The 17,175-nt window shown below is 45.7% G+C and carries 14 protein-coding genes; all 14 read right to left on the bottom strand.

Annotated elements, in window-relative coordinates; all coding sequences use genetic code 11:
• Positions 1–16: 16 nt before the first annotated feature.
• Positions 17–985, bottom strand: coding sequence for a hypothetical protein (locus DXC01_RS02290; RefSeq protein ID WP_022213932.1), 969 nt, complete (start codon positions 983–985; stop codon positions 17–19).
• Between the two features lie 153 nt (positions 986–1,138).
• Positions 1,139–2,461, bottom strand: coding sequence for a fibronectin type III domain-containing protein (locus DXC01_RS02285; RefSeq protein ID WP_118698116.1), 1,323 nt, complete (start codon positions 2,459–2,461; stop codon positions 1,139–1,141).
• Between the two features lie 123 nt (positions 2,462–2,584).
• A complete protein-coding gene (locus DXC01_RS02280; protein ID WP_118698176.1) occupies positions 2,585–3,454 on the bottom strand; it encodes a DegV family protein in 870 nt (289 codons plus the stop codon).
• Between the two features lie 81 nt (positions 3,455–3,535).
• Positions 3,536–4,714, bottom strand: a complete 1,179-nt coding sequence (locus DXC01_RS02275; RefSeq protein WP_118698115.1) for a S41 family peptidase — start codon at positions 4,712–4,714, stop codon at positions 3,536–3,538.
• A gap of 149 nt (positions 4,715–4,863) precedes the next feature.
• Positions 4,864–5,769, bottom strand: coding sequence for a permease-like cell division protein FtsX (gene ftsX, locus DXC01_RS02270; protein WP_022213928.1), 906 nt, complete (start codon positions 5,767–5,769; stop codon positions 4,864–4,866).
• Entirely contained in the window at positions 5,759–6,442 is a 684-nt protein-coding gene (gene ftsE / locus DXC01_RS02265) for a cell division ATP-binding protein FtsE (RefSeq protein WP_022213927.1), read from the bottom strand. Before ftsE ends, ftsX begins: the two co-directional genes overlap by 11 nt.
• A 157-nt stretch (positions 6,443–6,599) precedes the next feature.
• Positions 6,600–7,688 carry a PucR family transcriptional regulator gene (locus DXC01_RS02260; protein WP_118251606.1) on the bottom strand — a complete coding sequence of 363 codons (1,089 nt, stop codon included), beginning with the start codon at positions 7,686–7,688 and terminating at the stop codon, positions 6,600–6,602.
• Positions 7,689–7,829: 141 nt separating this feature from the next.
• A complete protein-coding gene (locus DXC01_RS02255; protein ID WP_118698114.1) occupies positions 7,830–8,693 on the bottom strand; it encodes a YitT family protein in 864 nt (287 codons plus the stop codon).
• Positions 8,694–8,796: 103 nt separating this feature from the next.
• The gene (locus DXC01_RS02250; protein WP_118251612.1) at positions 8,797–9,198 is read right to left on the bottom strand and encodes a PqqD family protein; all 402 of its coding nucleotides are present in this window, start codon (positions 9,196–9,198) and stop codon (positions 8,797–8,799) included.
• Positions 9,177–11,075 carry an OPT family oligopeptide transporter gene (locus DXC01_RS02245; RefSeq protein ID WP_118698113.1) on the bottom strand — a complete coding sequence of 633 codons (1,899 nt, stop codon included), beginning with the start codon at positions 11,073–11,075 and terminating at the stop codon, positions 9,177–9,179. Before DXC01_RS02245 ends, DXC01_RS02250 begins: the two co-directional genes overlap by 22 nt.
• A 149-nt stretch (positions 11,076–11,224) precedes the next feature.
• Positions 11,225–13,018 (bottom strand): cobaltochelatase CobT-related protein, encoded by a 1,794-nt coding sequence (locus tag DXC01_RS02240; protein WP_022213922.1) that lies wholly within the window; start codon positions 13,016–13,018, stop codon positions 11,225–11,227.
• The gene (locus tag DXC01_RS02235; protein WP_118698112.1) at positions 13,011–13,928 is read right to left on the bottom strand and encodes an AAA family ATPase; all 918 of its coding nucleotides are present in this window, start codon (positions 13,926–13,928) and stop codon (positions 13,011–13,013) included. Before DXC01_RS02235 ends, DXC01_RS02240 begins: the two co-directional genes overlap by 8 nt.
• A gap of 21 nt (positions 13,929–13,949) precedes the next feature.
• Positions 13,950–16,064: a glutamine synthetase III family protein gene (locus DXC01_RS02230; RefSeq protein WP_118698111.1), complete on the bottom strand. Its 2,115-nt coding sequence runs from the start codon at positions 16,062–16,064 to the stop codon at positions 13,950–13,952.
• Positions 16,065–16,110: 46 nt separating this feature from the next.
• Positions 16,111–17,010, bottom strand: a complete 900-nt coding sequence (locus tag DXC01_RS02225) for a diacylglycerol/lipid kinase family protein (protein WP_118698110.1) — start codon at positions 17,008–17,010, stop codon at positions 16,111–16,113.
• Positions 17,011–17,175: the final 165 nt, after the last annotated feature.

The following is a 17,175-nucleotide window of genomic DNA, read 5'->3' as shown; positions in this document are numbered from 1 at the left end:
CTTTTGGGAAATATTTCTATCTGATATAAATTCCGTCTGCTCCAAGGTATGCTCCCTCCGGGCATTCTGTCAGGTTCTGTTCTCCCGCAAGCTCTGCAACACGGGAATAGTCTTCTTCCATCAGTGCCTGCAGAAGTTTACGTGAGATCCCGACACGCACCTTACGTTCCTCCGGTTCTTCATACTTCTCTGAGAAATATGGGATCGTCACCGCAATCTCCGCATTGGAATCATGAAATCTCAGTCCACTCTCTTTATCAAGGAACAACTCACAGATTGGTTTATAGTAAGATCTGTAGAATTCTTCCGGTGTAAATACAATCTTTTCGCCCTCGGTATCACCTTCCGGTTCTCTTAAGATCCCACATAAATATCCATGATCATAATATGTCATGCAGACAACTCCCGGATCTGGTCCGGCTCCATTTACCGTGCCGATCGCTTCCAGCTGCTGTGCACCCTTCTTGAGTGCCTGTTCCCTGCGGTTACTGCCGCCCTTGGCTTCCCACACGCTCCAGGTCTGTGCGCCAGGACGATAACCGATCATCTCCGGTCTCCACTCGCTTGCAAAGAAATCAATAAACTCTTTCTCATCCGGCTTACGGATCAGGTTCAGCTGTGTAAGATAATCTGTTCCATACAGCCGGCTGCTGATCATCTTTGTAAAAAACATGCCCATATAATAGGAAATAACACTCTTCTCCGAAGAATCCAGGTAAGCGATCTTCCTGGCCTTCTTGAGCCTGTCTCCCTCTGTATCCAGTGCAGTCTCCACAAGAAACAGCTTATAAAGGACTTCCAGTCTGCGTTTCTCAGGATATGCCGCAGTCAGTCTCTGGATCGGCATTCCACAGGTGATGATCGCATGAAGGAGTTCTTTGTTTGAAAACTCCAGTTCAACGGTTTTGTTTGTCAGTACACTGTCACTGCTGTTATCCTCGGTCTCCAGTGACATGGTATATGTTTTGTCCTCTGTCAAGATCATTTGTATTTTCCTCGCTCTTTCCGAACCTATGATTTCCTGCCATTTCGACAGTTAGTCTGCATATATTATAGCATCGGTTTTCTCATTCATGCAACGATATTTGTCGAAAAAAATGATCGGCTCCCTGCAGAGCCGATCACTTCGGATGTTTATTTACTTCATGTATGTCTTAAGCCAGGTATATACTTTCTGCTGACGGGTCTTATAGGTTCCTACCTGACCTCCTGTATCTGTCCTCATAGCCTTGTAGATATTGTCAAGGGTATACTCACCCCGGGTTTTACCAAGAATTCTGGTTACTGCTCCATAACCGCCCTGATGCCGGATATTAATGCATTCACCCACTGCCTTTGCATCTTTAACCCCAAGATTTCGTACCTCTGCTTCATACTCCTCAATCTGCTTATACATCAGATAATCCTGACATTTAATTCCTGCCGGTGAACTGATCAGATTTATTATTATCTGTATTTTGTTTTTATCTTTTTTGTCTTTTTTCTCAAGTCTATACTTTGACCAGTCTGCATTTACAACATCATTCCATACTTCATTCTTGGAATCGTATTTCTTGTATGTCTTCGGGCTCGTTGTATGAATCAGTTTCAGAAGTCTCTGTGCCTCAGTTGCATACCACTGACCGGCTCCTATCGTAATCGCATATTCTGTCTTACTGTTTGTAAATGCCTCTGTAAAATCACTGTAATCCTGATTTCCATACACCTGTCCGCCAGTCTCTACAGCATAGAGGATTTTCTTCATGACTTCCTTCTGGCTGCTGCTGAACTTTGAATTAGAAGAAGAGATTTTTGGAGTTGTCACTGTATTGCTCTGCTTTAAAGTACCAAGATATTTTACATTTCCGGCTTTTTTGTAAGGTCTTACCGTATATACGTACTTTGTACCTGCGGATACTTTCTTATCTGTGTAAAATGTTTTTGAAGAACCGACATCTGCTGCCAGACTCCAGTTTCCGTTGTTTGCCTTCCGGTAAATACGATATCCGTCTGCTCTGCTTACAGCCTTCCACGCAATATTGATCTGGCTGCTGGATGCCGCTTTAATTGTTGATGATGTTCCATCTGGTCTGGTTGCTCCGAGAACGGCAGTATATTTACTGAAAACGTATTTTCCATTTTCTCTGCGGTATGCTCTTACTGCATACTGATAGGTTTTTGCCACCGGAAGACTTCTGTCCAGGTAAGATGTTGTACTTCCTGATGTTACCTTACGGTAAATCTTAAAAGGTTTTCTCAGAGACTCTCTTCGATATATAGTGTAGCCACTAGCACCTGAAATCCTGTTCCACTGAATTTTCAGTGCACGTGTCCCTGAAGCAGTTATAGATGTCTTAACTGTCTGATTCATAATGCTGGATGCCGCATTTACAGATACTCCGCTTCCCAATAGCAGTGTCAGCATAAAAAGCACTGAAAGTCCATACATCTTGCATCGTTTATGTAACCTTGCTCTTTTCATATTCTGTTCCTTTCCAATACCCCACTGGTTTTTGTTCTGTCTGTCAACTTCTCCACGGAATATTGTAATAAATTTCTATAAAAAAAACAAGTATTTTTTACATTTCTTTTAAATTTGTTACATTTATCTTACATCGCCTACAAAAAACAATGCCATTGTTCCAGGACCGGAATGCGCCCCGATTACTGCTCCGACATCATTAATCAGTTCTGTTGTGATCTGATATTTTTGTTTGATTTTACGGGCAAGAAATTCTGCTTCTTCACGGCAGTCCCCATGACTGATAAAAATCATATTACATGATTTTGCATAACTTCCAATCTTACGATCCATCAGATCTGCGAGTTCGAGAAGAGATTTTTTCCTTCCCCGTACTTTTCCTATCGGAATCAGCTTTCCTGCATCATCCACATGGAGAATTGGCTTGATATTCAACATTCCTCCCAGAAACGCAGTAGTTCTGGATACCCGGCCGCCACGATAAAGATGATCCAGATCATCTACCGTAAAAAGATGCACAATATTTCTTTTGTGTGTCTCAACCCAATTCGCAACATCCTCTATACTGCCGCCCCTCTCCTTGCGCTCCTGTGCAAGATAAACCAAAAGTCCCTGTCCAAGAGATGCCGATAATGAATCCAGCACCAGAACACGCCGTCCGGGATATTCCTGCATCAGTTCTTCTGCCGCGATCCGGCAGCTGTTGAACGTACCGCTAAGACCCGAAGAAAACGCAATGTGCAGAATATCTCTCCCGTCTTTAAGATACGGCTCAAAAAGTGCTCTGGCACTCTCTGGATTGACCTGTGATGTTGTCGGCATACTTCCTGCACGCATTTTATTATAAAATTCTTCCACCGGAAGGAAATTTCCCTCTGTGTATTCCTTTCCCTCCAGGGTATAGCTTAAGTATGTGCAGCCCACCTCATGATTCTTATAAAAATCCTCTGGAAGGTCGGCATTATTGTCTGTTGTGATCATATAATCGTTCATAGCTGGTCCTTTCCGGCTTCTCACCATGTTTCAGACTCTGGTTACATTGTTATTTTATCATACCCGGCATCATTGCACCACTTAATTTTTGTCATTCAGGACCTTCAGTGCCTCCTGAAGCTGGTTGTCCTCATCATGGCTGATCTCTGTTTCGTTTACGAGAGATGCATCCAGTTCCACTTCCACATCCGGCTCAATTCCTGTCTTGTTGATTGAATTTCCATTCGGCGTATAATAATTTGCCACGGTCAGCTTTACTGCACTTCCGTCACTTAACTGACGGATCGACTGCACCACGCCCTTGCCGTAAGTCGTCGTTCCTACGATCGTTCCGATTCCATAATCCTTGACTGCTCCTGCAAAGATTTCAGACGCACTGGCACTGTTTCCGTTGACAAGGACCGCAAGTGACATGTCCAGAGGATTTTTGCCATCGCAGGTTTCCTCGCTCCGGTTTCCGTTTTTGTCTTCTGTATAGACAATCAGACCTTCCGGAAGGATATCTCTCAGAATGTCGCAGACAATATTCAGAAGGCCTCCCGGGTTGTCTCGAAGATCAACGATCAGTCTGGTCATTCCCTGATCTTTAAGGTCTGCAAACGTTTCCTCATACTGCTGCGCCGTCACGCCCTTAAATTCTGTGATCTGAATATATCCGGTATTTTCGTCCAGCATCTCTCCGAAAACAGATGGAAGTTCCACGTCGCTTACTTTGACAGTGATCTCCTGTGTATCCTCTCCCTGCCTCTGTACAGTGAGGACAACGTCTTCGTCCTGCTTTTTCTTTATCATAGAAACAACATCACTTAATTCTGCATCTGTGATATCCTCTCCGTCAATTGCGGTGATCACATCACCAGCTTTGATTCCCGCTTCTTCTGCAGTACTTCCCTTATAACACTCCACGATCTGCACTCCACCGGCCGCATTTTGCTGCATGGATACTCCGATTCCAACGTAGGATCCTTCTGTTGTTGCATTTTCCTGATCGTATTGTTCTTTCGTATAATACCTGGAATACACATCATCCAGCCCGTAGATCAGTCCGGCATACACCCCTTCCTTCAGATCATCTGTACTGATATCTCCCAGATATTCCTCGTCGATCATATTTTCCAGATATTTTACTTTCTGTGTAAAAGATACATCTGAAAGGATCTCTCCCGAACGGTAAAACTGTACTGCCCTGATACCGCCTCCTGCAAGTATTGTCAGAACAACTCCCGTTGCCACGCCCTTCATGTATGTCCCGTGTTTCATCTTATTATTCACCTTTCCCCGAAATCAGAGAACGCACCGCTGGCGCTCCTCAACATGCAATGTAACAAGATATGCGGCCTATGAGTTCTGTCCTCAGCTTAAGAGGCTCAGCTTCATACGCCGCATATCAGATATTCAGATATTTATATTTATACTCTTAAATGCTTTCTTGAAGTCAGGAAACTTCCGATCAGGCCGATTCCGATTCCAAGTGCCAGTCCCATAGGAAGCAGTGTCTGGTAAATTTTCCATACCGGAATAAAGTCTACCACTCCTGTGAGGACATTGAAACGTGTCAGAATGTATTCTACTGTTGTGTTGTAAATGAAATATAAGGCGGTAAGCGGAATTGCCGCGCCGATCACTCCAAGTACCATACCTTCCAGCAGGAACGGTGCCCGTACAAAACCGTCTGTCGCACCGATGTACTTCATGATCCCGATCTCTTCCTTACGGACTGCAATACCAACAGAAACCGTGTTGCTGATCAGGAAGATAGAAATGACCAGAAGGATCGCAATGATGATCATAGATGCGTAAGATACCAGCTTGTTAAAGTTTCCAAGTGTGTTGGCTGCTTTTTCTGACTGCTCTACATCACGCACATGATCCAGTCCCTGTATGTAGGCAACCAGTTCTGTCTGCTTCTCGATCTGATTGAGGTAGACCTGATAGTTGGACGAGTTTACCAGCGGGTTGTCATCCTTAAATCCATTTGCCGCATCAGAACCCTGGAAATACTGATCTTTAAATTTCTGCCATGCCTCGTCTGCGGATTCAAATTCAATTCTCTCCACTTCCGGACGCGCCTGGATCAGATTGCCTACTTCCTGCATCTGCTCCTCTGTGGTTCCTTCATCAAAGAATACGGTGACCGGAACTTCCTGTTCCACCTTATGTGCAATATTATTGACGTTTGTCACCATTGAATAAAAAACTCCTACCAGGAAGATGCAGGCTGCCATGGTCAGGATGGATGCCAGTGAAAACATCCAGTTTCTCTTTATGTTTATAATACCCTGTTTCAGAGTATACCAGATTGTACTAGGCCTCATGATATCCTCCTTCTTTTTCGTCACTGACGATCACACCATCATGCATCGTAAGTACTCGTTTCTTCATCGCATTTACGATTTCTTTGTTATGTGTTACCACCAGTACCGTCGTGCCTTTCTCGTTGATCTGCTCCAGAAGTTTCATGATCTCCTCAGAAGTCTTAGGGTCGAGGTTTCCTGTCGGCTCGTCTGCGAGAAGGATGTCCGGGCGGTTTACGAGTGCTCTCGCGAGGGCAACTCTCTGCTGCTCACCACCGGACAGCTCATCCGGAAAAGATTTGTATTTCTCGGCAAGTCCGACTTCCTGCAGTACTTCCGGCACACGCTTGCGGATCACCTTGGTCGATCTTCCAATAACGCGCTGTGCAAAAGCTACGTTCTCATATACGTTGCGGTCCTTGAGAAGTCTGAAATCCTGGAACACAACGCCCAGTTTACGACGATATTTCGCTACACGGCGGTGTTTCATCTTCTCGAGACGCTCACCACTTACGATCAGCTGACCGCTGGTGCAGTCCAGTTCTTTCATAAGAAGCTTGATCAGGGTAGACTTACCGGATCCACTGCTTCCTACAACAAACACGAACTCACCTTTATCAACATGCAGATTCACATGGTTAACGGCCGGAAGCCCTTTGCCATATGATTTGCTCACATCTATCAGATCAATCATCCGTTCCTCCTTCTTGCGCAAAAAATGCTGCCAGAATCTCCGGCAGCATTTCACGCATTTTGCTGCATAAATAGTTTAATGTTTTTGTAACATTGTTGTAACATATCTTTTGGCAGAATTCAAGTATTTTTGTTGAATTCATAAAATTTTCACGATTTTAGTACTCAAGTGTCTCCATATACTTCATGTATCTTACAACCATCAGTGCGATCTTAAATGTGATTGCATCCTCAAACACACGAAGATCAAGGCCTGTGCTCTTCTGGAGTTTGTCCAGGCGGTATACCAGAGTGTTTCTGTGGATGTAAAGCTGTCTGGATGTCTCGGAAACATTGAGGCTGTTCTCGAAGAACTTGTCAATGGTGACCAGAGTTTCCTCATCGAAGTCATCTGGTGATTTGTTCTCAAAGATTTCCTTGATGAACATCTTACACAGCGGAATTGGAAGCTGGTAGATCAGACGGCCGATTCCAAGAGAGCTGTATGCGATGACATCCTTCTCTCCAAAGAAGATCTTACCTACATCAAGTGCCATTCTTGCTTCCTTATAGGAACGGGAAACTTCCTTCAGTTCATTTACGATCGTTCCATATGCGATATGTGTTTCTTCGTTCTGGTTCAGTCCGAGAGTATCAAGGATCGCATGAGACAGTTTGTCCAGGTCTGCATATCCCTCTCCCTCCTCAAGTTCCTTGACGATAATGATGCTCTTCTCATCAACAGCAGTAATAAAGTCCTTGCTCTTGCCGCCGAAGAAACTCTTCACGCTCTCCATGGAACTGTGATCCTTCTCCTGCTGAAGTTCCAGAATCATAACTGCACGGCGTACATCTGCATCGATGTGCAGTTTCTTGGCGCGGTTGTAAATATCTACGAGGAGCAGGTTATCAAGAAGAAGGTTCTTGATAAAGCTGTCCTTGTCAAATCTTTCCTTATATGCAACGATCAGATTCTGGATCTGGAACGCTGCCAGTTTACCGATCATATAGGTGTCCTCATCGTCTCCATGAGCGACCAGAATATATTCCAACTGATAGTCGTCACAGACCTTGAAATACTGGAATCCCTTGACGAGCTGACTGTCAGCCTGGGATTCTACAAATGCCTGGATGTCTCCCTGCTGTATTGAAAAATCTGAAAATGTCGTTGCGAGCACCTTTCCCTCGGTGTCAATAATGCAGAATTCTGTCCTGGAGATTTCCTTTAATCCTTCCAGTGTATTCTGAAGTACCTGATTTGATATCATCTGCCTACATCCCTTCTCGCTTATTGTGCGTTTTCTCTTGCTATCCCCATATCAACCTGAATATTTACTATATTTTAATACAAAATCACCAAAAATAAAAGAGGAAAACACAACTTTTTTACAACTTTTTGTTTATTTTTGCTATTTTTCGAGGAATCCTTCGCCATGGACCTCTCTCGCATCCCCAACGATCACGAACGCATTCGGGTCGATCTCATCGATCATTTCCTTGAGATGTACCAGTTCTTTCTTTCCGACTACGCAGAAAAGCATCAGTTTATCCTGTCCGGAATACATTCCCCTCGCAGAGATTCCGGTAATTCCGCGGTCAAGATCCTCCATTACCATGCGTGAAACTTCATCCGGCTTCTCTGTGATGATGTAGACAGATTTGGAGAATTTAAGACCTTCGATGATGCCGTCGGATACTTTTGTGACGAGATATACTGCAATGATCGCATAAAGTGCGCGCTCTACCCCAAATACATACATGCCGACCAATACAACTGCTCCGTCAACAAACTGCATGATCTGCGCGATCGAATAATGTCTCATAAAGTTCTGGATGATTGCTGCAAGAAGATCGGTCCCGCCTGTCGTTCCTCCCCCAAGGAACACAAGACCGATCCCTACACCCTGCAAAAGACCTCCATATAATGCCACGAGAAGAAAATCTCCGGACAGTTTCCATGCCGGAAGGACTGCCAGCCAGACAGTCAGAGAGAGATCTCCCAGAAGTGCTTTTTTTACAAAGGCAATTCCTTTTATTTTGGCTGCGAGAAGAAACACCGGAATGTTTAATACAAGGTTTGTTACCCAGAGAGGAATTCCATTTCCGTATAAACTCTTTGTTCCTGCTTTGACCAGGATTGAAATGCCTGAAAAGCCTCCCGTTACCAATCCTGCCGCATCAAAACAGGAAGTGATCGCAGTTGCCATCAGTGCGGTTCCAACGATGATCAGCAGATATTCCATATACCATGGTTTTTTGCCCGTAATTTTCATAAGTTCTCCTTTCTACTCTCCTATCGCTGTACTGTAATAAAGTATCCCTTAACCCAAAAGAACGGGATACAGCGATTTGGCTGTTTCCCGTTCTTAGTGTGCCCTACTTGGAAGGCTTGTTTGCAAATTTTATGAAATGATAGCTCTCAACGATCTGGAAATATTTGACGATTCTCGGATAAAGCGGCTCTGCTGCCTCCCCGAACTCGTCCTTGACCAGTGCTGCGATATCAGCAACGGTACGTTCTCCATCGATCAGAGGCCAGATAAATGTCCCCTGCTGATCCAGATGTACCTTGGTGAACTGCGGTTTGTTGAATACCTTCTGGGCAATCTTGTTGAACAACCCTGTATTCTCGACTTTGAGCACGATACGGTCCCTGCGGTCTGTAAACCACTGAAGTTCCTCTGCGCGCACCGGGATCAGATCCAGATAGTTGATATCCAAAACTTCTTTTTTGCTTTTTTTATTCTGTTTTTTCATCAGGCTTTTTTCTTTTTCCATAAGGAGAATTTAAGCAGTGTAAGGATCATGATAACCATGAGGATAACACCACCGATGTTACCAAAGTTAGCAACACCAGAGATATCCAGGCTGACACCTGCAACTGCAAGGATCGCAAGTGCGATACCAACAAGACCCTCACCGGCGATCATACCAGCACAGTACAGAGTACCGTCTGTAACCTGATCGTTCTTTGTGTTCTCATCAACGTTCTTTCTGCCATCCATCAGCATACGAACAACACCACCGATCATGATGGTTGCGTTCAGGTAGATTGGAAGGTAGAGACCGATTGCGAATGGCATTACCGGGATTCTCAGGATTTCCATACCGATTGCAAGGAATACTCCGATGAATACGAGTGTCCAAGGAAGGTTTCCTCCCATGATACCCTCAACGATCATCTTCATAAGTCCTGCCTGCGGAGCCGGAACTTCTGCTCCGCCGTATCCCCATGCTGCATCCAGAAGGTAAAGAACACCACCGATTGCAAGACCGGAAGCAACAACACCGATCAGCTCACCGATCTGCTGTGTCTTAGGAGTTGCTCCAAGAAGGAATCCTGTCTTAAGGTCCTGAGAAGTATCACCAGCGATAGCTGCGATGATACAGATAACAGAACCGATAGCGATAGCTGCTTTCATACCATCGATTCCAGTCTGTCCGCTTCCTTTGATCACCATTGTGGAAATCAGAAGTGTAGCGATCGCCATACCGGAAACCGGGTTGTTGGAGCTACCGATCATACCTACCATACGGGAAGATACAGTTGCAAAGAAGAATCCGAAGATTACGATAAGGAGTGCACCAAGCGGGTTAACCGGGATAGCCGGTACAGCCCAGATGATAACTACCATTGCAATGATTCCGATCAGGATAAAGTTCATCGGAAGGTCCTGGTCAGTTCTTGCTGTTCCCTTAACAGATCCGCCCTTCATGCTCTTCATGGAATCACGGAATGTGCTGATGATCAGCGGCAGGGATTTGATCAGGGAAATGATACCACCAGTAGCGATAGCACCAGCTCCGATGTATTTAACGTATGTGCTCCAGATTGCAGCTGCTCCGCCGTTTGCATACAGGTCAGCGATTGTAGTTCCCTGCGCTGCCGGATACAGCCATGTGTCTGGTCCGAACAGACAGATCATCGGGATGATGACCATCCATCCTACAAGTGAACCTACGAACATGAAGGATGCGATACGCGGTCCTACGATATAACCAACACCAAGAAGTGCCGGATATACTTCCATACCGATCTCACCCTTGAGGGATGTAAATGCTGCAGAAACGTCTGCCGGGATCACCTTCAGACCGTCTACTACAAATTTGAATACTGCTGCAAGTCCCATTCCTGAGAATACAGTAGATGCATTAGCTCCACCCTCTTCACCGGCAAGAAGTACGTCTGCGCAGGCAGTTCCTTCCGGATAGAGAAGTGTTGCGTGCTCTTTTACGATAAGAGCGTTACGAAGCGGTACCATGAAAAGTACACCAAGGATACCACCGCAAAGTGCGATCAGAGTGATCTCAACCAGACTCGGTTTGTCACAGAGACCTTCTTCTGCCCATAAAAAAAGAGCAGGCATTGTGAAGATAGCACCTGCTGCAAGTGATTCACCGGCGGAACCGATGGTCTGTACCAGGTTACTCTCCAGAATGGAGTTTTTCTTCATGATGACACGGATAACACCCATAGAAATAACTGCTGCCGGAATAGATGCAGAAACAGTCATACCGACACGAAGTCCGAGGTACGCGTTAGCAGCACCAAATACGATAGCAAGGATGACACCCATGATCACTGATGTTACCGTCATCTCTGCTGTGACTTTCTCAGCAGGAATATACGGCTTGAACTCTTTGTTCTCGTTCATTGATTTCCTCTCCCTTGTTTTTATTGGTATATGAACCTCAGACTATTATAACCGACTTTGGTTGTATTAGCAAGGGCGATTTTATGAAATTTTTATATTTTCGTTCGTCTTATTTTACTCTTTTTGGAAATTTTGCACATTTCTGTCTATTATCCATCAGTTTCCAGCTGTTTTGTCAGATACCTTCCGACAATCTTCGAGAAATTTTTGATATTACGGATATAGGCAAAATCCTTGCCGAAGATCTTTTTTTCCGTGGCAAGGTCCTTCTCCTCTCCTGCAAAAACACCCAGGACGCTGACATCCAGATTCCTCAGACGGCGGATCTCCGTTGCGGTATCCGCGATCGCTTCTTTTCCCTGATATGGTTTCGGATTTCTCGCATTCGGACGGTTCACCAGCACATCGTAAGGCTTGCCGTCGCTCAAAACGATCAGGATCTTTTTTTCCTCTTCTCTTGCGAGAAGTCCGTATCCGGCGGTCTTGATCGCCAGTCCGTCCCTGTTGTTGGAAGATGTTACATAATTAAAAATATTCTCATTCGCTGACCGCGGGTCATCGTATTCCCGGAACCGGTGAAGGATCGTATAATCCCAGAATGTGCAGAAACTCATCACTCTGTGAGGGATTTCGACATTGCTTAAGGCTTCGCTGATGATATATGCCTGAAGCGCCACCTCTCCCTGCCGGCTCATCTGCGAACCGCTCGCATCGATCAGTACATCCACTACGAAATCTGACGCATCCGCCTTGAGCTCTCTTTCAAAAAGTTTCGCATCCTGGCTTCGTCCGACCCGCCACAGCCTCGATGGTACGATCTGTCCGCGGTCAGAAAGGACTGTCTGTGTCTCACTTCTGAGGACAAGAGATTTGCGGAGTGTATCTGTCAGCACAGAAATATTCCGCTTCACGATACGGTGCTTGTCATGGTACAGCCAGATATTCTTGTTCCGCAGGCGCTTCGCGTATTCATACTGGTAATTTCGTTTTACCGGATTCTTAAGGACTCCCTCTGTGAAATAAAGGCTGCAGTCGCTGTGAACGCCCCGGCACATCAGATAGTTGATCTTTTTTTCCTCTGCTTCGCTTAAATAGGTTCTGCCGTAGTTCAGTTCTACATAGGTGTAGGCTTTTTCCAGCATTTCGGGAGTGACTACTGTGATGTTTTTCTTTTTCTGGCGTTTCTGCTCCATCTCTTCTGTCACGGAGCGGTCCTCCATGCCTGCCATGTTGGTCGTCAGTTTCTCGACATAACTCTCAAGTGCTTCCTCATACATCTCCTCAGAGAGAAAATCTTCCCAGGAAAATTCTGTAAGTTCTTCCAGTGTAACCGCCATTACACGTTCCAGACTGCCTCGCCGCTGTTCAAATGCCGGGTCGATCATGGAATTATACAGTTCATCGATGCAGCGGATCAGTTCCATCGTATCCTCTGCCTCGCCGGAACGGATCACCAGATCCATAAACGGCTGAAGTTTCTGTTCGACTCTGTATACGCCTCCGTCCAGTCTCCTGCGGAGCACCGCGACCTTCAGTCTTCCCAGAAAGTCTGCCTGTGACGGCATCTTCTCGAACTCCTGATCCAGAATATCCTCAAAAGCCTCTCTCTGCATGTTCCGGATGCCCGGGCGTTCCTCACAGATCTTTTCTCCGATCGCCTCCTCGATGCAGAGCTGTGCAACAGCAGTCAGTTCGCCTTCGTCAGCCTGCAGAAATACTTTTTTGACGAGATAAAGCCCCAGAAGATCTTTATCATAAAATCTTGCCAGGGCTCCCTGTTTGATTCCGTCATAAAGGGCAATCGCCTTCGAGCGGAGAAAAAGTGAAACATCCGGTTTCATATCCAGTTTATAATCACCGCTGACTGTCCACAGAAGATTTCGGATCCGGTTCTCGAGTTCCAGACGGCTGTCCTCTATTTCCAGTGTTTCTTCTTTATTCATAGACATCCTCTCTGATCCATTCTGCCGGAATCCTCGTATGTACAACGTCCTCCACGATTTCCTTCTCAAAGACATCAAACGTCTTGTTCACGATTCCCATCTGCACTGCAAGGGGCGGAGAAAGTCCGACTTTGATGATCTTCATTGCCGCCAGAAGTCCTCGAAGATCCAGCGCCTTCGTGGAGATCTCACTGTTCAGTGCTTTGAGCTGGAGATCCAGGAACAGTCCGGTAAACTGCTCAATGGCTTTTTCCTTTGCATCCGGGAACATTTCTTTAAAAATAAAACGAAGTGTTTCCTCTGTCTGCGCCGGCATATCGATCACGAGGAAACGGGAAACCAGAGCTTCGTTCAGCTCCTTGGTTCCTGCGTATCCATAGTTCATCGTTCCGATAAACCGCGCTGCCGGATGAAGGTCTATCTTGTCATATCCCGGCACATCGATGGAACGGCGGTAGTCCAGTGTCGCATGAAGCACAGAAACTGCGTCGTTTTTTGCCATATTGATCTCGTCCAGGATACCGAATCCGCCATATTCTGCACAGCGGTAGATACTTCCCTTGCGAAGCTTCACTTCGTTGTCCTCAAAAGTATCCGTTCCGATCAGATCACCACTGTTGGTATTTACGTGAAACGATACATTGTAAGACGGACGGTTAAAAATATATGCCAGGTTCTCGGCAAGGATATTCTTGCCGGTCGCTTTCGGTCCGGTCAGGAGCAGGTTCTGACCCTGGAGGATGGCTGCGATCGCCATCTCCAGGATCTCCTTTCCATAGAAAGGTATGGAAGGTTTCGTGATCCTTCCTGCTGCTTCTTCCTTTACCGGATAAGCCTGTCTGAATTCTTCGACTCTTTTTATCAGTTCTGGAGAAACATTCTGTTCCTCCAGAAATCTTAATTCTTCCATTTATAAGTACTCCCGAAAATCTTATACTTCAAAGATCAGATCGCCGTAGGAAGGCATCGGCCACATTTCCTTGTCAACCAGCATTTCCAGTTCATCCACCGGTGTACGCAGTTCTTCCATTGCTTTTGTGATAGTGTCCTTGCAGTATACGGCGCGTTCTCTTCCCTCCGGGATCTCCGGAACTTTGGCTACTGCCTTAGAAAGTTTGTTCATTGCGCTGTTGGTGCTCTTGAGAAGTGCAGAGCATTTCTTGAGAAGGTCAAGCTGTACGCTCACATCGATCGCACCGACTGCCTGTACGGCATTGATGGAATCTGCCAGTACAGTCGTATATCTGATCACTGCCGGGATGATCTGCTTGGTTGTAATGTCGATCATGGTCTTGGCTTCAATGTTGATCGCTTTTGCATAGATCTCGTACTGGATCTCTGCACGGGATTCCAGCTCTGTTCTGGTAAATACATGGAATTCCTCGAACAGTTTCACAGCTTTATCTGTGGTGAGTGCCGGGATCGCATCTACCATGGATGGAAGGTTCGGAAGTCCGCGGCGTTTCGCTTCCTCTGCCCATTCCGGAGCATATCCGTTGCCGTTGAATACGATCCTCTGATGATCGATCGCGTATTCCTTGATCAGATCATGGACTGCCATATCAAAGTCCTCGGCTGCTTCCAGACGGTCGCAGGCTTCTTTGAAAGCCTCGGCTGCAATCGTATTCAGTACGACGTTGCATTCAGAGATAGAGTCTCTGGAGCCCACCATACGGAATTCGAACTTGTTTCCGGTAAAAGCGAACGGTGAAGTACGGTTTCTGTCCGTTGCGTCCTTCATGAAGTCCGGAAGAGTCTTGACACCTGTCTCCAGGATGGTTCCCTTCTTGCTGTGTGTGGCTGTTCCTGTGCTGATAAGCTGATCCAGGACATCACCAAGCTGCTCGCCAAGGAATACAGAGATCACTGCCGGCGGTGCTTCGTTTCCACCAAGTCTCTGGTCGTTTCCGACATCTGCCGCGGACTCACGGAGAAGGTCTGCATGTGTATCTACAGCCTTGAGGATACAGGTCAGGACGAGAAGGAACTGAACGTTCTCATGCGGTGTCTTGCCAGGATCCAGAAGGTTGATCCCGTCATCTGTAGTCAGGGACCAGTTATTGTGCTTACCGGAACCATTGACTCCTGCGAATGGTTTCTCATGGAGCAGGCAGCGCATACCGTGACGGCTCGCTACTTTCTTGAGGATGCGCATCATGATCTGGTTATGGTCTGCTGCGATGTTTGCCGGTGCATAGATCGGAGCCAGCTCATGCTGTGCCGGTGCAACTTCGTTGTGCTGTGTCTTGGCTGTCACGCCCAGTTTCCAGCATTCTTCGTTGACTTCTTTCATATAAGCGGAAATCCTCTGACGGATGGTTCCAAGATAATGGTCGTCCATCTCCTGTCCCTTCGGAGGCATTGCTCCAAACAGAGTCCTTCCTGTATATGTAAGGTCTTTTCGCTGAAGCCATTTTTCCTTATCTACGAGGAAGTATTCCTGCTCTGCACCGACAGACGGAGTTACTTTCTTAGATGTGGTATTTCCAAAAAGTCTGATGAGACGTAATGCCTGTGTATTGATCGCTTCCATAGAGCGGAGAAGCGGTGTCTTCTGGTCCAGTGCCTCTCCTGTATAGGAGCAGAATGCAGTCGGAATGCAAAGTGTGCCGCCTGCGGCATCATGACGTACAAAAGCCGGTGAAGTGCAGTCCCACGCTGTATAACCTCTCGCCTCAAATGTAGCACGAAGTCCACCTGACGGGAAAGAAGATGCATCGGATTCTCCTTTGATCAGTTCTTTACCTGAAAAGCTCATAAGAACCTTGCCATTTTCCTTCGGTGCTGTGATAAAAGCATCGTGCTTCTCTGCTGTCACACCTGTCAGTGGCTGGAACCAGTGGCTGTAATGTGTCGCACCTTTCTCGATTGCCCATTCCTTCATCTCATGAGCAACGACATCTGCTACTTCCGGTGAAAGCTCCTTGCCTTCCTCGATGGTTTTTTTGAGTTCTTTGTAAACTTTCTTCGGGAGTCGTTCTTCCATGACAGAATCATTGAATACATCGCATCCAAAAAGTTCTGTTACATTCACGTAATCTGACATTCTGTTTCTCCTTTGATTGTATTTCTATTAATTGTTTCTTGACAGTTTAATTTTTGGTACTCTTAAGATAAAGATTCAGTGCCTTATGACGGTTCTCAATCTCTATGATCCTGTGGTCGCCGCCAAATTCTCCATCCAGAGTCCATGGGACTTCTTCTTCTGCCTCGATCGTAAGCTTCCTGGTCTTGAAGGAATATACAAGATCCGTATTGTCCTCTGCCATTACAAGAGCTGTAATGATCTCCTGCAGTTCCAGCGGATTCTTTGGATTCACGATCAGTGTCACCTCAAAGAGTCCATCATTCATATCGACATTCTTCCCGGTAAGATTCTTAAATCCACCTACAGATCTGGAATTTGTTACCATTCCGACGATAAAATCATCTTCCACCTCAAGTTCATCTGAAGTAACCTTCATATGATAAGACTTGATGTCAAAAAGACGCTTTACACCTTCCAGAATGTATGCCACATGTCCAAGAACATTCTTGAGATCCTGATCTGTCTCATAGGACACATCTGTAAAAAGTCCAAAAGCAGCAACGTATGCAAATGTCTGCTGATTAAATCTGCCGATGTCACAGTGATAAAGTTCTTCTTTCGTAATCATCTCTGCCGCTTTGACCATATTCTTAGGCATAAAAAGACTGTTGGCAAAATCATTCGTACTTCCGGCAGGAATATATCCGATCGGTACATTGCTTCCTGTTTCCATAATTCCGGTAACAACTTCGTCAAGAGTGCCGTCACCTCCACTGCATACGATCAGATCAACAGAATCTGCATATTCTTTGGCTTTTTCATAGGCATCACGCGGTGCCTGCGTAGCACGGATAATGACTTCATAATCATGTCCGCTGAAAATATCTACGATATCCAGGAGGTGCATCTTGATCCTGCCCTTTCCTGCTTTGGGATTAAAAACAAAAAGCATTTTTTTCCCCACGGTCTGATGTCCCCTTTCTTTTTGATTTCTTACGCATTCTATATCATACAACAAATCTTTTGAAATTCCTAGACGCAAATTTTTCGACAGGTGACACCAAAAAAATTTATTGTACATCCTGTGTTTTTATACAAAAAAAACCCCCTGAATTTCAGGGGATTCAAG

Source organism: Blautia sp. OM07-19 (assembly GCF_003481595.1).
Taxonomy (GTDB): domain Bacteria; phylum Bacillota; class Clostridia; order Lachnospirales; family Lachnospiraceae; genus Blautia_A; species Blautia_A intestinihominis.
The sequence above is the reverse complement of the archived record's forward strand: the minus strand, read 5'-3'. Positions and strand labels throughout refer to the sequence as shown.

Bases quoted from the DNA above. Each gene is read 5' to 3' on its own strand.
- DXC01_RS02280 (WP_118698176.1), bottom strand. From the start codon at position 3,454: ATGAACGATTATATGATCACAACAGACAATAATGCCGACCTTCCAGAG.
- DXC01_RS02240 (WP_022213922.1), bottom strand. From the start codon at position 13,018: ATGAATAAAGAAGAAACACTGGAAATAGAGGACAGCCGTCTGGAACTC.
- DXC01_RS02260 (WP_118251606.1), bottom strand. From the start codon at position 7,688: ATGATATCAAATCAGGTACTTCAGAATACACTGGAAGGATTAAAGGAA.
- DXC01_RS02245 (WP_118698113.1), bottom strand. From the start codon at position 11,075: ATGAACGAGAACAAAGAGTTCAAGCCGTATATTCCTGCTGAGAAAGTC.
- DXC01_RS02235 (WP_118698112.1), bottom strand. From the start codon at position 13,928: ATGGAAGAATTAAGATTTCTGGAGGAACAGAATGTTTCTCCAGAACTG.
- DXC01_RS02255 (WP_118698114.1), bottom strand. From the start codon at position 8,693: ATGAAAATTACGGGCAAAAAACCATGGTATATGGAATATCTGCTGATC.
- ftsE (WP_022213927.1), bottom strand. From the start codon at position 6,442: ATGATTGATCTGATAGATGTGAGCAAATCATATGGCAAAGGGCTTCCG.
- DXC01_RS02275 (WP_118698115.1), bottom strand. From the start codon at position 4,714: ATGAAACACGGGACATACATGAAGGGCGTGGCAACGGGAGTTGTTCTG.
- DXC01_RS02290 (WP_022213932.1), bottom strand. From the start codon at position 985: ATGATCTTGACAGAGGACAAAACATATACCATGTCACTGGAGACCGAG.
- ftsX (WP_022213928.1), bottom strand. From the start codon at position 5,769: ATGAGGCCTAGTACAATCTGGTATACTCTGAAACAGGGTATTATAAAC.
- DXC01_RS02285 (WP_118698116.1), bottom strand. From the start codon at position 2,461: ATGAAAAGAGCAAGGTTACATAAACGATGCAAGATGTATGGACTTTCA.
- DXC01_RS02230 (WP_118698111.1), bottom strand. From the start codon at position 16,064: ATGTCAGATTACGTGAATGTAACAGAACTTTTTGGATGCGATGTATTC.
- DXC01_RS02250 (WP_118251612.1), bottom strand. From the start codon at position 9,198: ATGGAAAAAGAAAAAAGCCTGATGAAAAAACAGAATAAAAAAAGCAAA.